The 24,111-nt window shown below is 38.4% G+C and carries 29 protein-coding genes; 18 read left to right on the top strand and 11 right to left on the bottom strand.

All coding sequences use genetic code 11. The features are described from left to right. Window positions 1-6 precede the first annotated feature (6 nt). From FN924_RS17095 to FN924_RS17070, 6 genes are all read right to left on the bottom strand, one after another. Window positions 7-633, bottom strand: coding sequence for a YpmS family protein (locus tag FN924_RS17095; RefSeq protein ID WP_143896576.1), 627 nt, complete (start codon window positions 631-633; stop codon window positions 7-9). Beyond that, window positions 633-1,577 (bottom strand): SGNH/GDSL hydrolase family protein, encoded by a 945-nt coding sequence (locus FN924_RS17090; protein WP_143896574.1) that lies wholly within the window; start codon window positions 1,575-1,577, stop codon window positions 633-635. Before FN924_RS17090 ends, FN924_RS17095 begins: the two co-directional genes overlap by 1 nt. Window positions 1,578-1,792: 215 nt before the next feature. Beyond that, window positions 1,793-2,719 carry an EamA family transporter RarD gene (rarD, locus tag FN924_RS17085; RefSeq protein WP_143896573.1) on the bottom strand — a complete coding sequence of 309 codons (927 nt, stop codon included), beginning with the start codon at window positions 2,717-2,719 and terminating at the stop codon, window positions 1,793-1,795. Between the two features lie 176 nt (window positions 2,720-2,895). Then, entirely contained in the window at window positions 2,896-3,003 is a 108-nt protein-coding gene (locus FN924_RS19640) for a YjcZ family sporulation protein (protein WP_143896571.1), read from the bottom strand. Between the two features lie 28 nt (window positions 3,004-3,031). Beyond that, window positions 3,032-3,148 (bottom strand): YjcZ family sporulation protein, encoded by a 117-nt coding sequence (locus FN924_RS19635; RefSeq protein WP_143896569.1) that lies wholly within the window; start codon window positions 3,146-3,148, stop codon window positions 3,032-3,034. 92 nt (window positions 3,149-3,240) lie between these two features. Continuing rightward, window positions 3,241-3,402: a YjcZ family sporulation protein gene (locus FN924_RS17070; RefSeq protein WP_143896567.1), complete on the bottom strand. Its 162-nt coding sequence runs from the start codon at window positions 3,400-3,402 to the stop codon at window positions 3,241-3,243. Between the two features lie 178 nt (window positions 3,403-3,580). Between FN924_RS17070 and FN924_RS17065 the strand changes: the two genes are divergently transcribed. From FN924_RS17065 to FN924_RS17040, 6 genes are all read left to right on the top strand, one after another. After that, on the top strand, window positions 3,581-3,832 hold the full coding sequence (locus tag FN924_RS17065; RefSeq protein ID WP_143896565.1) for a stage VI sporulation protein F: 252 nt from the start codon (window positions 3,581-3,583) through the stop codon (window positions 3,830-3,832). Between the two features lie 410 nt (window positions 3,833-4,242). Beyond that, window positions 4,243-4,356: a YjcZ family sporulation protein gene (locus tag FN924_RS17060; protein WP_143896563.1), complete on the top strand. Its 114-nt coding sequence runs from the start codon at window positions 4,243-4,245 to the stop codon at window positions 4,354-4,356. A 55-nt stretch (window positions 4,357-4,411) separates the two neighbouring features. Next, complete coding sequence (locus FN924_RS17055; protein WP_143896561.1) at window positions 4,412-4,510, top strand: YjcZ family sporulation protein; 99 nt, start codon at window positions 4,412-4,414, stop codon at window positions 4,508-4,510. 56 nt (window positions 4,511-4,566) lie between these two features. Then, window positions 4,567-4,668, top strand: a complete 102-nt coding sequence (locus FN924_RS17050; protein ID WP_143896560.1) for a YjcZ family sporulation protein — start codon at window positions 4,567-4,569, stop codon at window positions 4,666-4,668. A gap of 59 nt (window positions 4,669-4,727) precedes the next feature. Beyond that, window positions 4,728-4,832 carry a YjcZ family sporulation protein gene (locus tag FN924_RS17045; protein WP_143896558.1) on the top strand — a complete coding sequence of 35 codons (105 nt, stop codon included), beginning with the start codon at window positions 4,728-4,730 and terminating at the stop codon, window positions 4,830-4,832. Window positions 4,833-4,890: 58 nt separating this feature from the next. Beyond that, the gene (locus tag FN924_RS17040; RefSeq protein ID WP_143896556.1) at window positions 4,891-4,986 is read left to right on the top strand and encodes a YjcZ family sporulation protein; all 96 of its coding nucleotides are present in this window, start codon (window positions 4,891-4,893) and stop codon (window positions 4,984-4,986) included. Between the two features lie 31 nt (window positions 4,987-5,017). Here FN924_RS17040 and FN924_RS17035 read toward each other — a convergent pair whose 3' ends face one another. Then, entirely contained in the window at window positions 5,018-5,209 is a 192-nt protein-coding gene (locus FN924_RS17035) for a gamma-type small acid-soluble spore protein (protein WP_143896554.1), read from the bottom strand. Between the two features lie 167 nt (window positions 5,210-5,376). Between FN924_RS17035 and cls the strand changes: the two genes are divergently transcribed. Next, window positions 5,377-6,819: a cardiolipin synthase gene (gene cls / locus FN924_RS17030; RefSeq protein WP_143896552.1), complete on the top strand. Its 1,443-nt coding sequence runs from the start codon at window positions 5,377-5,379 to the stop codon at window positions 6,817-6,819. A gap of 18 nt (window positions 6,820-6,837) precedes the next feature. Further along, on the top strand, window positions 6,838-7,380 hold the full coding sequence (locus FN924_RS17025; protein WP_143896550.1) for an acyl-CoA thioesterase: 543 nt from the start codon (window positions 6,838-6,840) through the stop codon (window positions 7,378-7,380). Between the two features lie 46 nt (window positions 7,381-7,426). On the opposite strand, the gene FN924_RS17020 is transcribed toward FN924_RS17025, so the two are convergent. Then, on the bottom strand, window positions 7,427-7,753 hold the full coding sequence (locus tag FN924_RS17020; RefSeq protein WP_143896548.1) for a winged helix-turn-helix transcriptional regulator: 327 nt from the start codon (window positions 7,751-7,753) through the stop codon (window positions 7,427-7,429). Between the two features lie 201 nt (window positions 7,754-7,954). On the opposite strand from FN924_RS17020, the gene FN924_RS17015 reads away from it, so the two are divergent. From FN924_RS17015 to FN924_RS19140, 3 genes are all read left to right on the top strand, one after another. Continuing rightward, window positions 7,955-9,844 carry an ABC-F family ATP-binding cassette domain-containing protein gene (locus FN924_RS17015; protein ID WP_143896546.1) on the top strand — a complete coding sequence of 630 codons (1,890 nt, stop codon included), beginning with the start codon at window positions 7,955-7,957 and terminating at the stop codon, window positions 9,842-9,844. Between the two features lie 95 nt (window positions 9,845-9,939). Further along, window positions 9,940-11,181 (top strand): aminopeptidase, encoded by a 1,242-nt coding sequence (locus FN924_RS17010; protein ID WP_143896544.1) that lies wholly within the window; start codon window positions 9,940-9,942, stop codon window positions 11,179-11,181. A gap of 68 nt (window positions 11,182-11,249) precedes the next feature. Further along, entirely contained in the window at window positions 11,250-11,417 is a 168-nt protein-coding gene (locus FN924_RS19140) for a hypothetical protein (RefSeq protein WP_194709669.1), read from the top strand. 67 nt (window positions 11,418-11,484) lie between these two features. Here the strand turns inward: FN924_RS19140 and recQ are convergent, their stop codons facing one another. Then, on the bottom strand, window positions 11,485-13,584 hold the full coding sequence (recQ, locus tag FN924_RS17005; RefSeq protein WP_143896542.1) for a DNA helicase RecQ: 2,100 nt from the start codon (window positions 13,582-13,584) through the stop codon (window positions 11,485-11,487). A gap of 249 nt (window positions 13,585-13,833) precedes the next feature. Here recQ and FN924_RS17000 point away from each other — a divergent pair, with 249 nt between their 5' ends. After that, window positions 13,834-15,684 (top strand): cation:proton antiporter, encoded by a 1,851-nt coding sequence (locus tag FN924_RS17000; RefSeq protein ID WP_143896540.1) that lies wholly within the window; start codon window positions 13,834-13,836, stop codon window positions 15,682-15,684. Between the two features lie 196 nt (window positions 15,685-15,880). On the opposite strand, the gene FN924_RS16995 is transcribed toward FN924_RS17000, so the two are convergent. Next, window positions 15,881-16,060, bottom strand: coding sequence for an SE1832 family protein (locus tag FN924_RS16995; protein ID WP_143897273.1), 180 nt, complete (start codon window positions 16,058-16,060; stop codon window positions 15,881-15,883). A gap of 117 nt (window positions 16,061-16,177) precedes the next feature. Here FN924_RS16995 and FN924_RS16990 point away from each other — a divergent pair, with 117 nt between their 5' ends. From FN924_RS16990 to FN924_RS16970, 5 genes are all read left to right on the top strand, one after another. Next, window positions 16,178-17,017 (top strand): GNAT family N-acetyltransferase, encoded by an 840-nt coding sequence (locus tag FN924_RS16990; protein ID WP_143896538.1) that lies wholly within the window; start codon window positions 16,178-16,180, stop codon window positions 17,015-17,017. Between the two features lie 4 nt (window positions 17,018-17,021). Then, on the top strand, window positions 17,022-17,603 hold the full coding sequence (locus tag FN924_RS16985) for a kinase (RefSeq protein ID WP_143896536.1): 582 nt from the start codon (window positions 17,022-17,024) through the stop codon (window positions 17,601-17,603). 342 nt (window positions 17,604-17,945) lie between these two features. Then, on the top strand, window positions 17,946-18,494 hold the full coding sequence (locus tag FN924_RS16980; RefSeq protein WP_143896534.1) for a TRAP transporter small permease: 549 nt from the start codon (window positions 17,946-17,948) through the stop codon (window positions 18,492-18,494). Between the two features lie 27 nt (window positions 18,495-18,521). After that, window positions 18,522-19,799 carry a TRAP transporter large permease gene (locus FN924_RS16975; protein WP_143896532.1) on the top strand — a complete coding sequence of 426 codons (1,278 nt, stop codon included), beginning with the start codon at window positions 18,522-18,524 and terminating at the stop codon, window positions 19,797-19,799. Between the two features lie 39 nt (window positions 19,800-19,838). After that, entirely contained in the window at window positions 19,839-20,945 is a 1,107-nt protein-coding gene (locus tag FN924_RS16970) for a DctP family TRAP transporter solute-binding subunit (RefSeq protein WP_143896530.1), read from the top strand. A 67-nt stretch (window positions 20,946-21,012) separates the two neighbouring features. On the opposite strand, the gene FN924_RS16965 is transcribed toward FN924_RS16970, so the two are convergent. Beyond that, on the bottom strand, window positions 21,013-22,095 hold the full coding sequence (locus FN924_RS16965; protein ID WP_143896528.1) for an AI-2E family transporter: 1,083 nt from the start codon (window positions 22,093-22,095) through the stop codon (window positions 21,013-21,015). 229 nt (window positions 22,096-22,324) lie between these two features. Between FN924_RS16965 and FN924_RS16960 the strand changes: the two genes are divergently transcribed. Next, complete coding sequence (locus tag FN924_RS16960) at window positions 22,325-24,058, top strand: phospho-sugar mutase (protein ID WP_143896525.1); 1,734 nt, start codon at window positions 22,325-22,327, stop codon at window positions 24,056-24,058. The last annotated feature ends 53 nt before the right edge of the window (window positions 24,059-24,111 follow it).

The following is a 24,111-nucleotide window of genomic DNA, read 5'->3' as shown; positions in this document are numbered from 1 at the left end:
TCTTATCTAAAAGTTAAAGGATATCCCGAATATTTTATTTGGAACTTTAAATTTAAATCGTAAATCATCATTTTTTAGGTCAAAGGATTCTACCTTTACTTTAAAATTACTTTTAATGTCCATTTCTGTTACAGCTACATAGATGCTTTCCTTCTTTGGATAAATTTTTACCCAATCAGGTGTTGGGTAGCCTTTATCAATGTAGGATAAAATTTTATTCCGTGGAAGTGGCAAGAGACCAAGTGAAATTTTTTCTTGTTTTAAAACTAAATCTCCATTTTCTTGAACGACTGGTTCCATCTCGATGGTTACCGGTATTTTCGTTTGAAATGCTTCTACAGAACCAATAATCACTACGTTCTCATCCAAGGTAACTTCGAAGTCATCTGCTTTATTCTTCAAAAGTTTATCCAAATACCCATTGATCAATTGACTTAAATCTTCTTTACTTGAGCGAACGACAAGTTCTGCACCCGCTTCTGCTTCTATATCTTGCTTTTTAGGCGGATCATCTGATGTTTGGGCTGGAATAAAGATTAGAAGGAATAAGAGTACAAGTACTCCGACATTAATACTTGCCAGAATGATAAACCATCGCTTCCAGTTCCACTTTTTCTTTGGTGCTTCGCTCATTACTCATCCCCATCCTCTTCATTTTTGTTTTCTCTTCTTATATCGGGTTCAATGGCATCTAAGATACGTTCTGCCATTTTTTCATACCCTTTTGTATTGGGGTGGAAGTTATCAGAATATAATAAGTCTTCTTCTGTATTTGTAAATAAGTCATAAATAGGAATAAAAGAAACATTTTCATATTCTTCTGCGACACTTTGACCGGTTGCATTCCAGTTATTAATAATTTGTTCCAGCTGTTCTACATCTTTAAAATATCCATAAAAAGGATTGTAGAACCCTACTAAATAAATATTGGCATCCCCGTTTAGGGATAGCATCGTTTCCATAATTTCTCGTAATCTTTCCTTGTATTCGACTTGTTCTTCCACAAAAAGACTATATTCTAGGCGTGTAAAGTTTTCCTTTACTACCTTCATTATGTCATTTGCTCCTATTGTAATCAGCACAATTTCAGCTTCACGGATGGATTCGGAAATTTCTTCTTGCTCTAGACGCTTTAATAGTTGATCAGAACGATTTCCTCTTTTGCCGAAGTTTTTGATATGGATGTCTTCATTTGTCCTCTTTAATGTGTTTTCAATAATGCCAACATATCCACCATTTTCCGTTGTATCTCCAACACCTTGGGTCAATGAGTCACCGATGGCTACAATGTCAGTGTCTTTTTTTATAAACAGTCCTATGGCACTTTCCACGACATGGACAACGGTTTCCTTAATTTCTTCCGCAAGATCCTTATTTTCGGAATCCTTTGTCGACTCATTTTGTTCCTCTTGATTTTTATCCGCATTTTTCGATTCCTTGGCTATATCTGTTAGAACTTCTTTTGGTGTGGGAACGGGTTCTGCGTCTGAAGAGGGGGATTGCAATTGCCAAACGTACCACACTCCGATTAGCACGAGGATGGAGAGAGCAATCCATGTGACGGTTAATCTGCGCATCAAATCACTTCCATGTTACATTCTTTAGATATATTTCCCTTTATTTCCTAATAAGAAACGTCAGAAAAGAAAAACCTAGTACTTCATTCTAAGCGAAAAATAGCATCTATAGCAATGGAAAAATAAAGGTATCTTTTGCAGTACGAAAAGGTAAGCAGCTGATAAAAGAGAAAACTGGTGTGTTCCATATGAACACACCAGTATAGCGCGGATTATTAATAAGAACTTTTTCGTTCGAGTCTCTTTAGCTCTACACGTCTAAACCACTTAGTACGAGATACTGTATAGATAGCGAGCGCTGTCCAGATCAATAGGAAAGCGACGAGATGGGCATGGGTGAACGGTTCGTTGTATTTAAAAACACCGATCATAAGCATAATGGTTGGGGCAAAATATTGCAAAAACCCAACCATTGATAAAGGAATTCGTTTCGCTCCACTTGCGAATAAAAGCAATGGAACCGCGGTCGCAACTCCTCCTGCTAGAAGCAATAGGAAGACTGGAGACCATGTGAATGGAACTCCATTTCCCTGTACACCAACGGCAAACAAGTAAATCACAGCGATTGGGGATACAATTAATGTTTCAATCGTTAAGCCAAACATTGCACCTATATCTACGGTTTTTTTCAATAATCCGTACAGTCCAAAGGATAACGCAAGTACAATCGATACCCAAGGGAAAACACCGAAGTTGATCGTCAAGTATAAGACACCAATGGCTGCTAAAATAAAGGAAAGCACCTGCCATTTTGTAAGACTTTCCTTCAAGACGAGCATACCTAACACAATACTGACAAGTGGATTAATGTAATATCCTAAACTCGCTTGAACAACATGATCACTGTTAACAGCCCAGATAAAGATAACCCAATTAAGACTAATGACAATAGATGCGATGGTAATTCCTATTAACGTTTTTTTGTTGGATATAATCCGTTTTAATTCAATCATGAAAGCACGGGTCTTTCTAAGTACAACTAAAAGAACCATCATAAAAACAAAAGCCCAAACTATTCGGTGGGCTAGAATTTGTCCAGCCGGAACGGAACCAACCATTTTCCAATAAATAGGAAGGAACCCCCAGAGTATGTATGCGGCAGCTGTATAAGCAATGCCTACTTTTAATTCTTTATTATCCATAACCGCATCCCTCTTTTTATGAAATCTAAAAATAATAAACTAAGTTTAGGTTCTTTGGAAGGAAAAAGCAATGGAAGTGTCTTGAAAAAACATAAAAAGAGGAAGGGGGTATTCCCTTCCTCTAAACTGTAAGGAATTATATCCAGTCATGGACATAATCTTGCCAACATGGCGTTCTAGTACCCCCATCCAGCAATTGGGTAATTAGAGCCAACGATGACAAGAAGTACGAAGATTACAACTAACAGAACAAAGCTGTTATCACCAAATACTCCGTAGCTCATTCTTTGTACCTCCTTTTTAAGTTTCTAATTAGTAACCATATCCACCACCCATTGGGTAGTTGTTACCTACGATTACAAGCAATACGAAAATAACAACCAACAATACGAAACCATTGTTACCAAAAAATCCGCCTGCGTAGCTCATGCTTTCACCTCCTTGCAACACTATTAGTCTATGATGATTTAAAAGGTTTGATTGGGCAGTTGCTTTGCCTTTCTATAAAAAAAGAAGAAAATTTAGTCTTCAATCTCACCCATAGGGTAAGATGCTCCGCCAACAATTACTAACAAAACAAATAACACAACTAGCAAAGTGAAGGCATTGTTTCCGCTGAAAAAGCCACCTCCGTAGCAGTGACCCCCATAGTTGTAGGCACCATAGCCTGCGTTCCAAGCCATATTTAAGCACCTCCTTATTTCGTTATACTCTCAACATATGTAACTATGGGTTTTATGACCTAGACGAATGTCTTGCTATTTAGGAATTGGGCGAATGCCTGTATTCATGCCCACCCTGCACGCATATCCATACACTTCCTTATGCCCGTGCATAGGATGGTAGAGAAGGAGGGATAGCATGAGTGATCAGTTTTCCAAAAAAGTGGAGAAAAAAACCGGAGTAGATATGAAGAGTATTAAAAGTATTGCGAACTCCTTTAAAGGAACAGATCTGTCGGATGAAAAGGAAGTTCGTAAACTTATAAAGAAAGTGGCAAAAACAGCAGGAAAACCAGTAAATAAGTCAACCGAAGATATGCTAGTTAAAATGATCTCCAAAAGCAAGGGGATTAATGAATCTACCATTTCTAAAATGCTTAATAAGAAGTAAGTGATGGGGGCAGTCAGGGCGACCTGGCTGTTCTTTATTATTATATGAAGAATGGATAGAGAGACAATATTCACGTAATCATTAAGGTAATGAACCACTATACAAAGCAATTCCCTTGAGTATGGACAGACAAGTAGGGGTATGGAACCACTTAGACTTTTATCTATACCCTTATAGGTATTTCCTTCAAGACATTCGCCTGTTTTAAGTAGAATTGGGACATTTGCCCCGTCACAAAACGACTCTATACATAAGGTAAGTAGTGTAAGACACAGCATCACTCGGTGCTAGCGACTTACTATGACAATCTAGAAAACAATTGAACAGTTAGTTATAGCAGATTAATGAATAGGCTATCCAAACGAAAGATTTCACCGTATGCTGTTAATCACGCTTGGAGGTGAGAGTTGATGAGTTACGGATTTACTGGTAACAACAGCTTTATTCTATTGGTTGTATTGTTCGTACTGTTAGTAATCGTAGGGAACAACTACCCAACAGGCGGATATGGATTCGGTTGGTAATAACGAGCGAATCTATAACAGAAAGATAAGAAACACCAAATAGGAGGGATAGCGAATGTTTGGTAACAATAGCTTTATTTTGTTAGTCGTATTGTTCGTATTGCTAGTCATTGTAGGGAATAACTATCCTACAGGCGGCTATGGCTGGTCTTAATAGATAAATGAAACGAATCATCTATTAATCAAATCTTCCAAGGAGGAATATGAATCATGTTTGGTAACAATGGTTTCATTCTATTAGTAGTTATCTTTGTGCTGCTTGTCATCGTAGGGAATAACTATCCAACAGGTGGCGACTACGGCTGGTCTTAATCGAAAACATGCACGATGCTTGTATAAAAGAAACCTTTTATGAAGGAGGTATATAAATCATGTTTGGTAACAATGGCTTCATTTTATTAGTAGTTATCTTCGTATTACTTGTTATTGTAGGGAATAACTATCCAACAGGCGGCGACTACGGCTACGGCTACTAATAGTAGATTATGACAATAAAATACCTTAGACACCAATATGTTAAAGGAGGAGTTCAAAATGTTTGGTAACAATGAATTCATTCTATTAGTCGTATTGTTCGTATTATTAGTGATTGCAGGAACGAATTATCCAGTTGGTGGCTTCGGTTATTAATAGGTTCTAGAGGGATGAGAAGATTTTCTTCTCATCCCTTTTTACTATTTCGTAGTTTTTTTCTTACTTGTTGGATATCTGTATCCGAATAGATATTGGTATGGTGCCCACCGGTTGTACGAGCTATAAATTCTTTTGCTTCGTTATAACTCATCCCGGAGTTAGAATTCTTTTCTTTTACCTTGTTAATGTCAGTACCTGTTATTGCTCGAAAATCATCCATTATTCATTCACCCCTTTTTCTTAGCATGAAACAACTTTTGTTTTTCATTCGTATGAGTAGGGTAAGAAAAAGCAGTATTCATACGAAAAAAGTTTCAGTATGATACGATGTACTTTGTGCTATAGTAAACATGTTACAGAACAAAGGTTGCTCAAGGAGGGGAGCGGGTGGAGTTTATTCCTTATCTTTTAGGATCTGTTATTATTTTCAACATTGCCTTAGCGTTTGCTATTGTGTTTTTGGAGCGAAAGGATGCCAGTGCAACGTGGGCTTGGCTGATGGTCTTATTATTTATCCCGGTTTTAGGATTTATACTTTACTTGATTTTTGGAAGAAAGCTAAGCAACCGTCGAATATTCACATGGGATACAAAGAGTCGCCTCGGTGTAAAAACAGCCGTACAAGCACAACTTCGCGCATTGGAAGAAAATAGATTGATACTTAAAGATGAACGTTTAATTGAATATAAGGACTTATTTTATTTACATCTTCGTAATGATGACGCCATTTTGACGCAAGATAACCAGGTGGAAATATTCACGGACGGGGAAAAGAAGTTTAACGCACTGCTAGAGGATATTGAAAAGGCAAAAGACCATATTCATTTGCTTTATTATATTATTCGTAGTGATCAGCTAGGTCAACGAATTGCGGAGGCTCTTATTCGTAAAGCAAAAGAAGGATTAGAAGTGAGAGTGTTATACGATGATATGGGGTCTAGAAAATTAGGGCAAAAATTTATTAAACAAATGCGAAAAGCAGGCGCTGAGGTAGAAGCATTCTTTCCGCCTCTTATCCCGAGAATAAATTTTAAGATTAATCATCGAAATCACCGGAAGCTCGCTATTATAGATGGGAAGATTGGTTACATTGGTGGTTTTAACATTGGGGATGAGTATTTAGGCTATAGTGAAAAGTTTGGATATTGGAGAGACACGCATCTGAAAATTTATGGGGATGCAGTCAGGAATATGCAAACACGTTTTATTCTGGATTGGAATCAGGCTTCTCGCCATGATATTGAGTATGATGAACGTTATTATGGGGCGGAGCAAAAAGGGGATGTAGGGGTACAAATCGTATCGAGTGGCCCTGATTCGGATTGGCAACAAATCAAAAATGGATATATTAAAATGATCATGTCAGCAAAAGAGTATGTGTATATCCAAACCCCATATTTTATTCCGGATGACAGTTTATCCGATGCCTTAAAGATTGCAGCTCTATCTGGAGTTGATGTGAAAATCATGATTCCAAATAAGCCAGATCATCCATTTGTGTATTGGGCAACGTATTCGAATATTGGGGAACAATTAAACGCAGGTGCACATGTGTACATTTATGAAAATGGTTTTTTACATTCTAAAACGATTATAGTAGATGGAAAGATTGCATCTGTCGGAACTGCAAACATTGATGTTCGAAGTTTTCGATTGAATTTTGAAGTCAATGCATTCCTTTATAATAATAATGTTGCGAAGCAATTAGTGGAAAAATTTGAAGAGGACATCGAGCTTTCCCGACCTCTTACGCTTAATCAATATATAAATCGTCCAACATGGATTAAGCTAAAAGAGTCGGTTTCGCGACTGATTTCCCCTATTCTTTAGGAAAGGATTGTGAAGTAAATGGATTCGAAGCCTTGTATCGCATCTTTGACCGTTAAAACATCTCACGTTCTACCTCCTGATACAAATGGCCATGGGACGTTGTTTGGGGGGGAGCTAATGGCACATATTGATGATGTTGCTGCTATTGCAGCAACAAGGCATGCAAGAAAGCCTGTCGTAACAGCTTCTACCGATTCGGTCGATTTCCTTTACCCTGTTAAAGAAGGAGATACCATCTGTTTAGAAGCATTCGTAACTTGGACTCATAATACTTCTATGGAGGTTTTTGTTAAGGCTGTGACGGAGAACCTGTTAACGGGGGAGCGAAAAGTATGTACAACTGCTTTTTTAACCATGGTAGCGTTAGGAGAAGATAATCGCCCGACTACTGTACCTAACGTATTCCCTGAATCAAAAGAGGAAAAGCTTTTGCATGAAGGGGCACCGAAACGTGCGGAATTAAGAAAAGAACGAAGAAAACAATCAAAGCAAATGGCAAAATCCTTTGGGACTGGCTTTCCATGGAATGAAAATAGTCGTTTTGGCAACAATCCTTCTTAAAAAGACGAACCCTATTCGTTATTAGTAGGGTTCGTCTTCTCTATTATTAAGAATTTACTTCAATCTCTTTATCTGTAATCCAATCGTGGGACCAATTTTGGATGGCTTTAATGACGGGTTCCAATGCTCGTCCTTTATCGGTTAATTGATATTCAATCCGAACAGGAAATTCTGAGTAGATATGTCTTTTGACAATTTCCTCTTGTTCTAAAAGCTTTAGTCGTTCAGATAGAAGGCGACCACTGATAGGAAGCTCAGCTTCCATTTCCGAAAACCGTTTGGAGCCATCCAGCAATTCGAATAAAATAAGCCCGACCCACCTTTTACTAAACAACTGCATCGCTTTTTCAAACCTTGGACATAGCTCGTTCATTGTAATCCCTCCTACCTTCCATCATACAACTTATTGATACGCTTTGTAAGCCTTTTAGTTAGAAAAAATCACTAACTTACGAAAAGTAACTAATGTAAGTATATCACAATTAAATCGTAATGCATAAATTTCGTTTTGGTGTTAAGTGTACGTTCAATCGACTATAATGAGAAAGAGTGTTAAAAAAAGGGTGAACGGTAAATGAGCTTATTAAAAGTAGAAAATGTATCCAAATCATTTGGAGATAAAATATTGTTCGAAGGTGTATCCTTTACATTGGAAGAAAAGCAACGTATTGGATTAATTGGGGTAAATGGAACAGGAAAGTCTACCCTTTTAAAAGGTCTAGCGGGGATCGAGCCTTTTGATGAGGGCCAGCTTATTCATGCTAACGATTTCAGGGTTGAATATTTAGAGCAGGACCCATATTTGAATGACCAATTAACGGTGCTAGAGCAAATTTATTACGGAGATTCCACCGTGATGGTGACACTGAGGAACTATGAAAAAATATTAATGGAACTTGAAACGAATCCCGATAATGCAACATTGCAGAATAAATTGATGCAAGCACAAGAGCAGATGGATGAGCTCCAAGCTTGGGATGCTAATGCGCAAGCGAAAACGATATTGACGAAATTAGGAATTACAGAATTTAACAAACGGGTGAAAGACTTGTCTGGTGGACAAAGAAAGCGGGTAGCCATAGCGAAAGCGCTTATTCAACCCGCACACCTCTTGCTCCTTGATGAACCAACTAACCATCTGGATAATGAAACCATAGAATGGCTAGAAAGCTACCTCCCGCAATATCCGGGATCTATTATACTAATTACACATGATCGGTACTTTTTAAATCGAATCACGAATAATATGTATGAATTAGACAACGGTACATTATATTCTTACATCGGGAATTATGAAATGTTTTTGGAAAAGAAGGCAGAACGCGAGCAACAGGAAATCCAAAATGAGCAAAAGCATGCCAATACGATGCGAAGGGAACTAGCTTGGCTGAGAAGAGGTGCTAAAGCAAGGTCTACTAAACAGAAAGCCAGAAAGCAACGAATCGAAGAAATGAAGGATCAAACCTTTCATACAAATAAGCAAAGCTTAGATGTTGAGATGGGCGCGACTCGGTTAGGTAATAAAGTACTAGAAGCTATAGATGTAGGTAAATCGTTTAACGAAAAAGCGGTAATACAATCGTTTAACCACTTATTTATTCCAGGGGATCGAGTAGGAATTATTGGACCCAATGGAAGCGGGAAATCCACACTCCTTAACTTGATGGCTGGAAACATAGAGCCTGACGAAGGCTCAATCGATGTAGGACAAACGGTGAAAATAGGGTATTATACGCAAAATAATGTGGATATGGATGAAAATCTACGTATGGTTGATTATATAAAGGAAGTAGCAGAAGTAGTACATACTGCAAAAGGAGAAACGATAACCGCAGAACAGATGCTGGAACGTTTCCTTTTTCCTAGATCCCATCAATACACCTATATACGTCGTCTTTCTGGTGGAGAACGCCGCAGACTTTATTTACTACGAGTCCTTATGGCGGAACCTAATGTACTCTTTTTGGATGAGCCTACGAACGATTTAGATACGCAGACATTAGGAGTGCTAGAGGATTATCTGGAAAAGTTTCCTGGTGTTGTAATCACGGTATCTCATGATCGATATTTTTTAGACCGAGTAGTAGACCAGTTAATCGTATTGGAAAAAGGAAGACTTACTCCGTTTAGCTATTATGGGAATTATTCGGATTTTTTAGATGACAAGAAAGAACAGGTGGCAAAAAAAGAGGAGAGAAAGCAATCGAAGCAAGAAGAACGACCAAAGAAAAAGAAAAAGCTCTCCTATCATGAACAAAAAGAGTGGGACGTTATTGAGGATAGAATTGAAGAAATGGAGGAAGAATTACAAGTAATTGGAGAAGAAATTGCTGTTGCAGGAAGTGATTTAGGAAAAGTGCAGGAGCTCTTCAAGAAACAGAACGAATTGGAAAAACAACTTGAAGAGGCGATGGAAAGATGGGAAGAATTATCTCAACTCGTAGAGGAACTTAAAAATAATTAGTGCGGCATCAATCCTTTGTTGTATTCGGAATTTTATGAAATAATAGACCGTGGTATAGAGAGAAGAAAACGATAATAATTTGGAGGGAAGTTAGTATGGCAGAAAAACAGTTAATGGAGAAATATGCAGAGTTGGCCTTGCGAACAGGTGTGAATATTCAAAAAGGGCAAGCACTTATGATTAATGCGCCGATTGATGGAGCGGAATTTACTAGAATTGTTGCAAAAAAAGCCTATGAACTCGGTGCAAAGAATGTACATATAAACTGGAACGACGATGAGTTAACACTACTGAAGTATCAGTATGCTCCAGATGAGGTGTTGAATGATGTTCCGCAGTGGAGTGTGGACAAACATTTAGAGTTTGCCAAAGATGGTGGAGCTCTTTTAGCAATTCGTTCTACAAATCCTGATTTATTGAAGGATATAGATCCAGAGAAGGTTGCAAAAGCAACAAAGGCTAGTGCAGAAGCGATGAAAGAATTCCGTACATACACGATGAATGACATTATTCCGTGGTCCCTTATTTCTATTCCAACAGGGGATTGGGCACAAAAAATCTTTCCTGACAAATCAGAAGAGGATGCAATAGAAGCACTTTGGGAACAAATTTTTAAAATCGTTCGTGCTGATCTGCCAGATCCCGTTACAGCATGGGATGAGCATAATGCAACATTACGCAAAGCAAGAGCATTCCTAAACAAGAAAAAATATAAAAAGCTTATTTATAAAGCACCTGGAACAGACTTTGAGATGGAGCTACCAGAGGGGCATATTTGGAAAGGTGGATCGGCTAAGAACGCAAAAGGTCTTGATTTCAATCCGAACATTCCAACCGAAGAAGTATTTACACTTCCACATAAGTATGGGGTGAATGGAACGGTTTCGAGTACCATGCCATTAATTTACGGTGGAAACATGATTGATAAGTTCAGCTTAACTTTCAAGGATGGAAAAGTGGTGGATTTTACTGCTGAAAAGGGCTACGATACGCTCAAACATTTATTAGATAGCGATGAGGGTGCTCGTAGATTAGGGGAGGTTGCACTTGTTCCAAATGAATCTCCGATTTCACAATCTGGTTTAATTTTCTACAACACGCTTTATGATGAAAATGCATCCTGTCACATTGCGCTTGGGAAAGCATATCCGACCAATCTTGAAGGTGGAGCAGATATGAATGAAGAAGAGCTAGATAAACATGGTGTGAACGATAGCTTAACTCATGTCGACTTTATGATTGGCTCATCTGAATTGGATATCGACGGTATAACAGAGGATGGGAAATCCGAGCCAGTATTTCGTAAAGGAAGCTGGGCGCTTAACTTCGATGCTTAATGTTTGAATAACATTCCTAGAGGGAACCTTCTATGTAATGCTAATAGTTTTAATAGGAGGGACTATACATGGTAGGACCAGAGGCGCATCTTTCCGGATTTCAAGGAAATCCAAATGAATTTGGAAAATGTAGTAGCTGCGGAAGACTATTAACGAATAAGCAAGAAGAAAAAATGAAGCTTTGTACAGATTGCCAAGAAAGAAATAAAGAGCAAGAATTCATACCAGAAAAATAAAAGGATGCCAGGCTGTTTAAAGCAGCCTGGCATTTTATAGTTCAAAACTTAATATACATAATTCGTTTTACATATATCCATTCTTAGTAAGGATAGCTTTAATTGTTGTATAGGTGTACGCCTCAGGAACAAGATCCTTTAAATCACGTAGCTTTGGTTCCTCTAACTGCTGACGCATTTGTAAAACAACTTCTTCCTGTTCATCATCAAAGAACAAACTCCAATCTATGTCCATTCCTTCTTTAAAACAAGTAAAGAGATGGTTTGTGACGGTTTGCTCGGTAATGTTTCGTAAAGCAGCGATAGAAGGAAGGTCATACCCTTGTTGGAATAGGGTGTAGGATTGAATATGACTAGGTGCTTCCTCATGCTTTTTACTTAGATCCTGATTTCTCTCTTTCCAATTGGCGATGGTTTCTAAAAAGGCTCTGCCGTATTGTTCTAACTTCTTTTCTCCTACCCCTTTAATGAGAAGGAGTTTTTCATCGGAATCTGGTAGATGTCTTGTCATCTCTTTTAAGGTTGCATCGGAAAATAATACATATGGAGGCACTTGGTCTTGCTCAGCCATTCGTTTTCGAAGCATCCGTAATTCTTCAAATAAGGAGACTTGATAGTCTACTTCTGCATGAGGATTTATTTTGATTTGCTGCATCCAAACCTTTTGTTTTCCTTTCAAAACAGGTTCCGCATTTTTTGTTAAAGAAAGAATCGGAAATCGTTCTTGACCAGGTGATAAGAAGTTTTCTGCAATAAGAAAGTGAATGAACTGGGTAATATCTTTTTCTGTATAAGAAGACATTAGTCCGTAAGTGGAGAGACTATCTAGACGGAATTCTTTCACCTTTTTATCCTTAGACCCCTTTAAGACTTTCGCCGTTAGACTGGCCCCGAACCGCTCTCCCATTCTTTTCACACAAGACAATACCATTTGAGCTTCTCTTGTCATATCTGTTTTTTCGCCTTGGTGTGTACAGTTACTGCAAGAACCACAGTTCTTTGAGATAGATTCGTCTTGGAAGTAATCAAGTATGAATGCCTGTAAACACTGCTCCGTATGGCAATAATTAATCATCGCTTGGAGCTTTGCATACTCCTGGGCTTTTTTAGGAGAATCTGCCATGGATTGATCAATAAGAAATTTTTGTAACTGGATATCCTGACCTGCAAATAATAGAATACAGTCACTTGGCTCGCCATCTCTACCAGCCCTTCCTGCTTCTTGATAATAGGATTCAATATTCATTGGAAGTGCATAGTGAATAACATATCGAACGTTCGATTTGTCAATCCCCATACCGAAGGCGTTTGTCGCCACCATAATCGTCTTTTCATCTTGAATAAAGGCGAACTGTTCTTCTTTTCTTTGAGTTTCGGACAAACCGCCGTGATACTTAGCTACTTGAAGCCCTTTCTTTTCTAAAAAGGCATGAACATTGTCCGTTTGTTTTCTTGTTGCCGTATAAATAATTCCGGATTCTAGTTTTCTAGCTTCTATATAAGAAGAAATAAATGACTTTTTATCCTGTCCCTTTACTACTTGGAAAGAGAGGTTCTCTCTTGCAAATCCTGTATTGACAATGTTATCTGAAGAGATAGACAGCAGGGATTGAATATCTGTCATGACTTCCTCTGTTGCTGTAGCAGTCATGGCTGCCAAGACAGGTAAATTCGTAACTTGCTTTAGTGCAGGAACGATGGAACGATAGCTTGGTCGGAAATCATGTCCCCATTGCGAAATACAGTGTGCCTCATCAAAAGCAATTAAGGATAGAGGGATGGAATTGATTGTTTGTATAAACGATTGGGATTCAAACCTTTCTGGTGCAACATACAAAAACTTATAGCTTCCTAATCGAACCTGGGTTAAACGCTCTTGTTGTTCATTGGTGGATAAAGAGCTATTTATAAACGTTGCAGAGATACCAAGGGCTTGTAAGGCATCCACTTGGTCTTTCATTAAGGAAATAAGCGGAGAGATAATAATCGCTGTTCCATCTAGTAGGAGGCCAGGTATTTGATAGCAGATGGATTTTCCGCCACCCGTTGGCATTACGGCTAACGTGTTTTGATTTTCTAGGAGCTGGTCAATGACCGTTTTTTGCCCGTTTCGGAACGATGTGTACCCATAATATTGTTGTAATAAATCTTCTGCTTGTGCGATCATTTAAACCGTCCTTTACTATAATCATTACCATATCGTTAACCCTAGTTTACCGTATTTAAAAGGCGTTGGCTAACAAACATGTACGTGTTTTCGATGTTTAGGTGAACGAAAAAAAGGATAATATAATGTCATATTTAAAAACTAAGAATATAAGCTATTCAGATATAAAAAATTTGGGGGATGGGCAGTCTTCATAAAAGAGACTGCCCATCCATCCTATTGAAATTGGGGAATAGAGGGGGATTAAAAATGATTCACTCTATATCGTTAGAGTTCATGATCATTGGGTTATTAGGAATTGGATCGCAATGGCTTTCGTGGAGATTTCGTATGCCAGCGATTGTTGTGATGTCAATTGTTGGTCTTTTTGCAGGACCAATCTTGGGACTAATGAATCCTGAACAAGATTTTGGCGATTTATATAGTCCTATTATTTCTATAGCAGTTGCTATTATTTTGTTTGAAGGTAGTCTCAATTTAGATATTAAAGACATAAAAGGGCTAGGAAAACCAGTTTTTCGAATTTCTACGTTTGGTGCAGCTATTAGTTGGCTGTTAGGTTCATTGGCGGCCCATTACGTTGCTGGCTTGTCTTTAACCGTATCTTTCGTCATAGGAGCTTTGTTTATTGTAACCGGACCAACAGTTATTTTACCTTTACTTAGGCAATCCAAACTTAAACCGCGCCCTGCTAAGATATTAAAGTGGGAAGGGATTATTGTCGACCCGTTAGGAGCATTATTGGCTGTTTTTGCATTAGAAGTTATCGTGTTCTTTGCAGAGGATGGCGGACATATAGGTTCCCTACTCGTCTTTTGCTTAGCGTCCTTATTTGCAGTTGTGATCGGCGTGTTATGTGGGAAAGGGATTGGATGGATGTTCGAGCATGGCTACATTCCAGAGTTCCTTAAATCGCCAGTAGTATTTACGACCGTAATTGCATGCTTTACGATTGCCGATGAGATTATGCATGAAACAGGATTGCTTGCTGTGACTGCAATGGGAATGACACTTGCGAATATGGGGATATCGTCAATACGCGATATGCGTCATTTTAAAGAAAATTTATCGATATTATTAATTTCTGCCATATTCGTCATGTTAACCGCGTCCTTAACGAGAGAGACGCTGATGGAGATTTTTAACGTAAAGATTATTGGTTTCGTTCTACTTATGTTATTTGTCGTTCGACCACTCTCCATTTTCCTCTCAACCATTCGAACGGATCTGTCAACGGCCGAGAAGCTCTTAGTAGGTTGGATTGCGCCACGTGGGATTGTTGCTTTAACGGTCTCTGGGTATTTTGCATCCGTACTGCTTGATGAAGGATACCAGGATGCGGCGATTATTACCTCGTTAACGTTTGCTCTTGTATTCTTTACGGTTTGCACGCATGGGTTTTCTATTGGTTGGTTAGCTAAAAAGTTAAATCTTGCTGCAGAGGATCAACCCGGTGTAATAATGGTAGGTAGCAATATATTTACAAAGGCATTGGCTGAAACATTTGATGATTTAGATATACCTTCTATTATAGTTGATAGTTCATGGCAGCGTCTCGGTATTGCAAGGAACGCTGGTATTCATGTGTATCATGGGGAAATCCTGTCTGAGCAAACAGAATACCGATTGGATATGACCCCATATGATTATTTAATATCAGCTTCCGATTTTGATTCGTATAATGCGTTGGTATGTACGACATTTGTTCCAGAGTTTGGTCGTAGTAATGTGTTCAAGTTGCCTGTTCAGTTGGATGATGAAAGGGAGGTAAAGGATTTAGTAAATACGATTGGTGGGAGGTTTCTTTTCTCTGATCGTTCCTCCTTAGAAAGTCTCTTTAGCCGAATTGATTCAGGGTATGTATTCAGAAAAACGACGATTACAGAGCAATATACGTACAATCAGTATTTAGATGAACGTGGACAAGATACAACAGTGCTGTTCATCCTGAAGGAATCAGGAGAAATTGATTTTCTGACGAATGAATCGAATCCTAAAGCGGCAGCTGGAGACATTGTCGTAAGCCTAACTCCACCGAGCAAAGAGTTTCATAAGATTTTAGCCAAATTAGAAGAACAAAGAGAAGAAAAGGATAAATAAAGGGGCTTGGACATAACTAAAAAGACAAGCCAAAAAGCCGAACAACAGCCTATACTAGCTCCGGAAAGACTCCAGCGGGAGGAAAGGCTCACCAGCCGCCTGCGGAAAGCGTCGTATATTTCCGGAGCGGGGTATAGGCACTAATCATAATTGTTCGTTTTTTCATTGCTTCCTATACTTTTGTCTCAACCTCTTCTTATTCTAACTCATCTAACTTTTTATTTAATTCCGCAAGTTCCTTTTCTAACGCGTCTAATTGTTGTTCACCGCGTGAAGTATCCCCACCTACGCTTCCCATTTTTTCAAGGTCTGCTTGGATACGGATATAGTCCGACTTTAACTCGCGGATTCTTGCTTCTATTTCATTTCTATTCATTTTTATCACCTCTGCCTTTACCATAGAAAATAGAAGGATAGAAGTCAAATTATCATCCTTCTCTCTTCTTTTTTCTCGTACCTCCAATTATAATGAAGAAAAGAAAGAAGGGATACGATGAGAGTTGTCATAATGAAAGATGTCCAACAATTTAGCGCAAGGATAGAGCCTTTATTGTTGAGAAAAGAAGCATGTAACAACCTCATGCTTGGTATCTTGGAACGAGAAAAGACTTCGCAAAACGGAGAAGTTTTAATGGGGCTAGTGGAGAAGGACAATCACTTTGTGTATGGGTTTATCCAGACACCACCTCACGATTTAGTGCTCCCAGATATTGAGATCCAACCGGACATATTTCCAGTCCTAGCGAGATGGTTCATCGAGAATCAAATAAAACTCCCCGGAGTTATTGGTTCTAGAGAGGTGGCAGATGCATTTGTTCAGGCATGGTCTCAGGAAACGAAGCTTCCTGTAACCTTACATATGGAGCAACTTATTTATCAGCTGACTCATGTCAACGATATCGGCTCTGCACCTGGAAGGCTAACATTAGCAAAAGAAGCAGACAAAGATTTGTATGTGAAATGGATGCAACAATTTGGTCGGGAAACAAATGAGGAAGGCATACAAGATAGGGCACACTCCCTTATCACACACTTTCTGAAAATGAATTCGTTGTTTGTGTGGGAAGTGGATGGTGTACCGGTTTCGATGGTCAATCAATCTCGAAAAACAAAAAATGGTGTAACGATTAATGCCGTGTACACTCCAGACGAATATAAACGGAAAGGATATGCGACTACGAGTGTAACTACCCTTACCCAAAAGCTTTTAGAAGAGGGGAATCGTTTTTGTGCTTTATATACAGACAAAGCCAATCCGACCTCTAACCAGATTTACCAAAGAATTGGCTACAAAACGGTTGGGGATTCTATCGTTTATAAGTTTGGAGACTAGTATTATGGCTGAATTATCATCTTTGTTAAAATCACTTGTACCTCTTCAGGGGAGATGTGTGCTTGGTTTGGATGGCCTGAGTCGCGCAGGGAAGTCTACCTTTGTAAATCAGGTCCAGGTTTGTATAGAAGAAAGTGGACAGGAATGCATGGTCTTTCATATAGATGACTTTATCGTGAAAAGGGAAAATAGATATGATACAGGAAGAGCATCGTGGGAAGAGTATTATTTTTTACAGTGGGACATTGAATGGTTAAAAGATAACTTTTTTGAATTATTAAAAGAAACGTCTTCTGTTTCCTTACCTTACTATCAAAAAAGCGATGACCATGAATGGAAAGAAATTTTGATTCCGGATGATTGTGTGATACTTATTGAAGGGGTATTTTTGCAAAGGAAAGAATGGAGAAGCTATTTTGATTATGTGATATTTCTGGACTGTCCGAGAGAAACTCGCTTTCGGAGAGAGTCTGAACAAGCACAACAGGAAAAAGAAACCTTTGTTCATCGGTACTGGCCAGCAGAGGACTATTATGTGAAAAAGGAAAAACCAATAGAATTTGCTGATTTTGTCATAAAAAACTAAAACTATATCATATGTATAAACAAATGGCATGGATCCCAAAAGGACCCATGCTTTTTTAATATCTATTACAGGGTTTAACTAGATAAAAAGACCTATAGACCTTTTAAAATAGGAGAAAATCAAGTTTAGAAGGTGTGAATTTGGAGTATATAAAACATATCAGGAGGATTTTAGCTCATATGAAGAGATAAAGGAGGTATGCCATTTAGACTCCAAATTTTATGGAATTATCCAAATAAATGAATATTAAGACAGTTTGAGGATAATGAAATATTTCTGTAACATTGGTCTTGTCTTGAAACTCCTGAGCTTCTATCGACCTAAATCGAGGAGGAAACTAGGTTGAAAATACTAAGAGCAATAGATAAATTTGTGCTGAAGTTGGAGGAATTTATTCTTAGTTACTCCATACTTCTTATTGCTGTTATGGTTGTGGGAAATGTATTAAGCCGTGCCATAACAGGTTCTAGCTGGACCTTTTCACAAGAAATAAGCAGATTTGCGATTGTGATAGCGACCTTTATGGGGATTAGCTATGCAGCAAGAAAAGGTCGGCATATAAGCATGTCAGCATTTTTTGATATGGCGCCTTACAAAGTAAGAAAGGCACTTGCAATATTCATCCCCGCTTTTACTGCCTTAGTAATGTTTGTTCTTGCCTATTATTCATCCCTTTATGTGCTACAGGTTCATGAGAGAGGTACCGTAACTTCTTCGTTACAATTACCTGCCATTTATATAACCATCTTCATTCCGATTGGTTTATTTATGGGTGGACTACAGTACCTACGAAACATGTGGGTGAATATTAAGGAAAAAGACATTTACTTAGGTACAGATCTGAAGGATTACAATCAAAATGAGAATCTAGAGGATCAATCATTTGTATAACAAAATTATGGAGAGAGGAAAAACCAAATGGTAGCTCTATTAATGTCCATAATGGTAGTTTTACTACTATTGAATTTTCCGATGATGATACCATTAATCGTAGGTCCGCTCGTTGTACTATGGTTCTTTTTCCCGAACCTGGATCCTATGTTAATGATGCAACAATTGCAAACAGGTATAGAATCTTACGTCCTGCTAGCTGTTCCATTATTTATTTTGGCAGCAGATATTATGACGACAGGGAAAACATCTAATCGTTTATTGGACTTTGTTGGTGCCTTTGTCGGACATCTACGCGGTGGGTATGCCATAACAACTGCAGCCACGTGTACGTTGTTCGGTGCTATTTCTGGCTCCACACAAGCCACCGTTGTAGCTGTCGGTAAACCGATGCGTGAACGATTATTAAAAGCTGGATATAAGGACTCTAGTGCGATTGCACTCATCGTTAATTCCAGTGACATCGCACTTCTAATTCCACCGAGTATCGGAATGATTATGTACGCACTCGTTTCAAATACATCGGTTGGAGACTTGTTTATGGCAGGGATTTTGCCAGGAATCATTGTGTTCCTAGCCTTTTCCATATTTAGTATTCTTTACGCAAAAAAAGAAGATATACCTCTAGCGGACAAAGTGCCGTGGAAAGAAAGATTTCGAATGACAGGGAAAGCGCTTCTGCCTTTAGGGTTTCCTGTAATCGTTGTAGGCGGGATTTATGCCGGTATTTTTAGTGCAACGGAGGCAGCAGGGATTTCTGTGTTATATGCATTTATTTTAGAGGTTATTATCTATCGATCTATTAAGCTAACTCAAATACCGAAAGTAGCTTTATCGACGGGATTAGTTACATCTGCCGTATTTGTTTTAGTTGCGGCTGGTCAAGCCTTTACTTGGGTAATATCGTTTGCGAGAATTCCACAGACGATTACAGAAGCAGTACTAGGACCAGATCCGAGTCAAACGTTTGTACTGATAATGGTTACCGTATTCTTCTTTGTTGGTTGTATGTTTGTAGACCCAATCGTTGTCATTCTTGTGTTAACACCGATTTTCTACCCAGTGGCAGTTAATGCCGGAATTGATCCAATTCACCTTGGAGTGATTATTACATTCCAGGTTGCATTAGGTTCAGCTACACCGCCATTCGGTGTCGACATATTTACGGCCAGCGCCGTCTTTGAAAAGTCCTATTTAGATGTAATACGGGCAACACCACCATACATTATCATGTTGATTAGTATTGCAATATTACTGATTTTTGTTCCAGATATTTCACTCGCCTATCGGTACATCCTACCGTAAATGGCTGAGATGATATAAATTAAAATTTTTTAGGGGGTAATTACCATTTTTAAGAAAAAATATTTCTTTGGATTTCTATCCATCCTTACACTTAGCTTTTTATTAGTTGCTTGTGGTGGAGGAGATGACACATCAGGTGAAGGTAGCTCAGAAGGATCCGATTCAGGTTCTGAAGCAAGTTCAGATATAGAGGCACAAACTTGGCGCTTTGTTACAGAGGAAGTAAAAGGTCAAGTACAATACGAATATGCTGCGGAGTTCGCAAAGCGTATGAAAGAAAAATCAGATGGGAAAATCACCATTGAACCATACGAATACGGTGGTTTAGGTAGTGAAACGGACCAAGTCGAACTACTTCAAAATGGTGGGGTAGAAATGGCTGTCATGTCTCCAGGTTTTACAGGAAACATGGTTAAAGAAGGGCAAATCTTTGCCTTACACTTCTTGTTCCCAGATAGTGTTGAAAAAACACAAGAAATCTTGAATACTAGTGAAGCACTTAATAAAGACTTAGTAGAAAGATATGAAGAGTATAGCATCACTCCACTTTCTTTCTGGACAGAAGGTGCGACGCAATGGACATCTAGTTCTCCGTTAGAAAAACCATCTGACTTTGAGAACTTTAAGATGAGAACCCAAACGTCTCCATTAATTATTAAATCGTATGAAGCGTATGGTGCAGAACCAACTCCTATGAGCTGGAGTGAGCTCTACACAGCACTAGACCGTGGTACAGTAGAAGGTCAAGAAAACCCAATTTTCTTTATTGGGGATGCTTCCTTCAATGAAGTACAAGACCACATGACAATTTCTAATCACAACAACTATGTGGCAATGACGACTGTAAATACAGAATGGTATAATGGTTTACCAGACAATGTAAAAACATTAGTTGACGAAACAGTTGAAGAGATGCAAGATTGGGTATATGACGAGCAAAAAGAACAAAACGAAAAATGGCTAGAAAAAATTAAAAATGATGAAGAACACCCAACAGAGGTTGTAGAATTAACAGAAGAGCAACGTGCAGCATTTAAAGAGCTTGCACTTCCTGTAAGAGACTTCTATAAAAAAGAAGTATCTACTGTAGATGGAGCAATTCTTGAAAAACTTCAGAAAGAAATTGAAGATGTAACTGCGGAATAAAGGATGAAAAAAAGCAACCTAGGTTTAATGGCCTAGGTTGCTTTTTTGATTCCATAGATCTTCCATTCTAAAAGATGTCTTTTTCTCCTTTAGGCTGCTTCCGTCTCCACTCATGATAAAAGTGACTGACGATTGTTTTTAGGACAGCGTATGCTGGGATAATAAACAATAATCCGAAAAAACCAGCAATACTTCCTGCAGCCAGAATCAATGTAATAATGGTAAGTGGATGAAGCTGAAGGACTCGCCCCATAACATTTGGGGAAATGAAATTACTTTCGATCTGTTGGGCTATGAGCATAACAATTATCACATAGACCGCAATCATTGGTTCTTGAATAAATCCGATAATAACAGCTGGTACGGCAGATATAAATGGACCGACAAATGGAATCAGGTTCATAACTAAACCGAATAAAGCCAAGGTAAGTGCATAATCCAGTTTAATAATGACATAGCCAATATATAACATGATCCCGACACAAACACTGACGATTAATTGTCCTTGTATAAAGGAGGATAATGTGTGATTAATTCCTGCCATTAATTCCTTGAAGCTATTCGCTTTTGGTTTACTTAAAAACTTTGAAATGAATGGAACGAGCTTGTCTCCATCCTTTAACATAAAGAACCAGAAGAATGGGATTAAGACAAACGAAAAAACGAACCCAAATAACTGACCGATGAAATTAAGAATGAAGGTAGTAAAATTCTCCAGGTATTTATCTAAGTTAGCTGTTACTTGGTCAATCATATTATCTACTTGTGGTGGGATAATACTTTGATTATCCTGCCAATATTCTACTATTTCTTCAATCCCATCTGCTATATCCGGAATGTTTTTTACTAGACGTGTAAACTGTTGCTGAGCGATTGGGATTATGTAATTGAAGAACAGAAAGACGATAAAAACGAGTAATAAAAAAGTAATAAGGATACTAGCAATTCTAGGAATCTTGTATTTTTCCAAAAACGTTACTAAAGGTAACGTGATGTAGTATAACAACCCTGCTCCCATAAATGGGACAGCTATCGCAGTAAGGTAAGATCCGACGGGTTCAAATATAAATTTAGTTTTTTCTATAAGAAAAATCAAAATGAACACAAGGATAAAGGCTACAAGGGTTTGAAACCATTTTTTATTCGTCAAAAAATCACAACCTCATTATTTTAATTTCATAGATTTCGTTAATTTGTGACGTCTATATTATATAAAAAGACATTCATAAATGATACAGCGTTTAGATCGTATTCTCTATTATTTTTTCCTTGTTATAAATAAAATAAACGAAGAATATAAAACTACGAAAGTAGAATAGAATGCGAATGGTACGTGTGTTAGAATCAAGTAAAAACGGCCTTACAAAAGGAGGATCTATATGACTTGGCAAGATACATACCAAAAATGGGTTTCCTATGAATCACTAGAAGAGCATTTAAAACTTCAATTAGCTGAAATGAAAAAATCCGAAGAAGCAATAGAGGATGCATTTTATAAGGATTTAACGTTCGGGACTGGTGGAATGCGAGGTATGCTTGGACCTGGCACGAACCGAATGAACATATATACGATAAGAAAGGCGGTGGAAGGATTAGCGAATTACTTGATAAAGCACACGACGAATCCACAAGGAAAAGGAGTAGCCGTTTCCTATGATTCTCGTTATATGTCTAAGGAATTTGCAATAGAAACAGCTAAAGTGTTAGGAAAGCACGGCATAAAATCCTACGTATTTTCTAACCTGCATCCTACACCTTCCCTTTCATATGCGGTGCGCCACCTAGGAGCTGCGGCTGGTGTTATGATAACCGCGAGCCATAATCCTCCTGAATATAATGGCTTTAAGGTTTATAATGAAGATGGTGGACAAATGCCTCCTGCTCAAGCGGAGCAATTAATTAAGGAAGTAAACGCCGTAGAAAATGAATTAACGATCCCTTATCTACCAGAGCACGTGCTCAAAGAGCAAGGGCTGCTGCATTGGATCGGAGAAGAAGTAGACCATGCCTATTTAGAACTAGTGAAGAGACTCTCCAGATGGACCACTTCCGAAATAGAACAACCGAAAGAATTAAACATTGTTTTTACGCCTCTGCATGGCACTTCTCATGACCTTGTCCTAAAAGGATTAAGACAAATTGGGTTTGATGCTATACATGTTGTTCAAGAGCAGGCAAAGCCAGATCCTGATTTTTCTACTGTTGATTCACCAAATCCGGAGGAGCACCAAGCTTTTACGATGGCGATGGAACAAGGACTGATATACGGAGCGGATGTTTTGATTGGTACGGATCCTGATGCGGATCGTTTAGGGGTAGCGGTAAAAGATTCAAATGGCTCTTATCAAGTGTTGACAGGAAACCAGCTTGGAATATTAATGTTGGACTATATACTTGCACATTCGACTGAGGAAGACAGAAAAAAGGGGAGGCTGATTAAAACCATTGTCACAACTGAAATGGGGCAAGCGGTTGCTAGTCATTATGGGGTTGAAACCATTAACACTCTTACAGGTTTTAAATTTATAGGAGAAAAAATCAAGCAATTTGAATCAACCGGTGAAAAGTTCTTGTTTGGCTTTGAAGAAAGCTACGGCTACTTAGCCGGAGATTTTGTCCGAGATAAAGATGCTGTACAAGCAGCTGTTATAGCTTGCGAACTAGCCGAGTATTGGAAACGCAAAGGGAAAACACTCCTAGAAGCATTAGAAGAACTTTATGAGCTTCATGGTTACTATTTGGAAGACATGCTCTCTCTTACGTTAAAAGGGAAAGATGGAGCAGAGAGGATTGCGAAGATTATGGAACATATTCGTCTAGCACCATTTAATGAGATTGCTGGCTTACCTGTAACCCTAATGGAGGATTATCAATCGTTAGAAAGAATAAACATGAAGTCTGGTACAAAAGAGACCATTCAATTACCACAAGAAAACGTTTTGAAGTTCTATTTAGATAAGAATAGTTGGGTAGCATTAAGGCCTTCTGGTACCGAGCCTAAAGTGAAGTACTATTTTGGAGTGTCAAGTCATTCAAGAATAGAAAGTGAACGATTATTAGAACAACTGAAAGCTGAAGTAAATCATCGTGTTCATACCATTCTCGAATCCTAACAATTTTAGGTTTAAACAAGGGAGTGGACGGGAATGGTCTTAACGTGAACCAA

This window comes from Radiobacillus deserti, from assembly GCF_007301515.1.
Lineage (GTDB): Bacteria > Bacillota > Bacilli > Bacillales > Amphibacillaceae > Radiobacillus > Radiobacillus deserti.
Note: the sequence above shows the minus strand (reverse complement) of the source record. Positions and strands in the feature narration are given on the sequence as shown.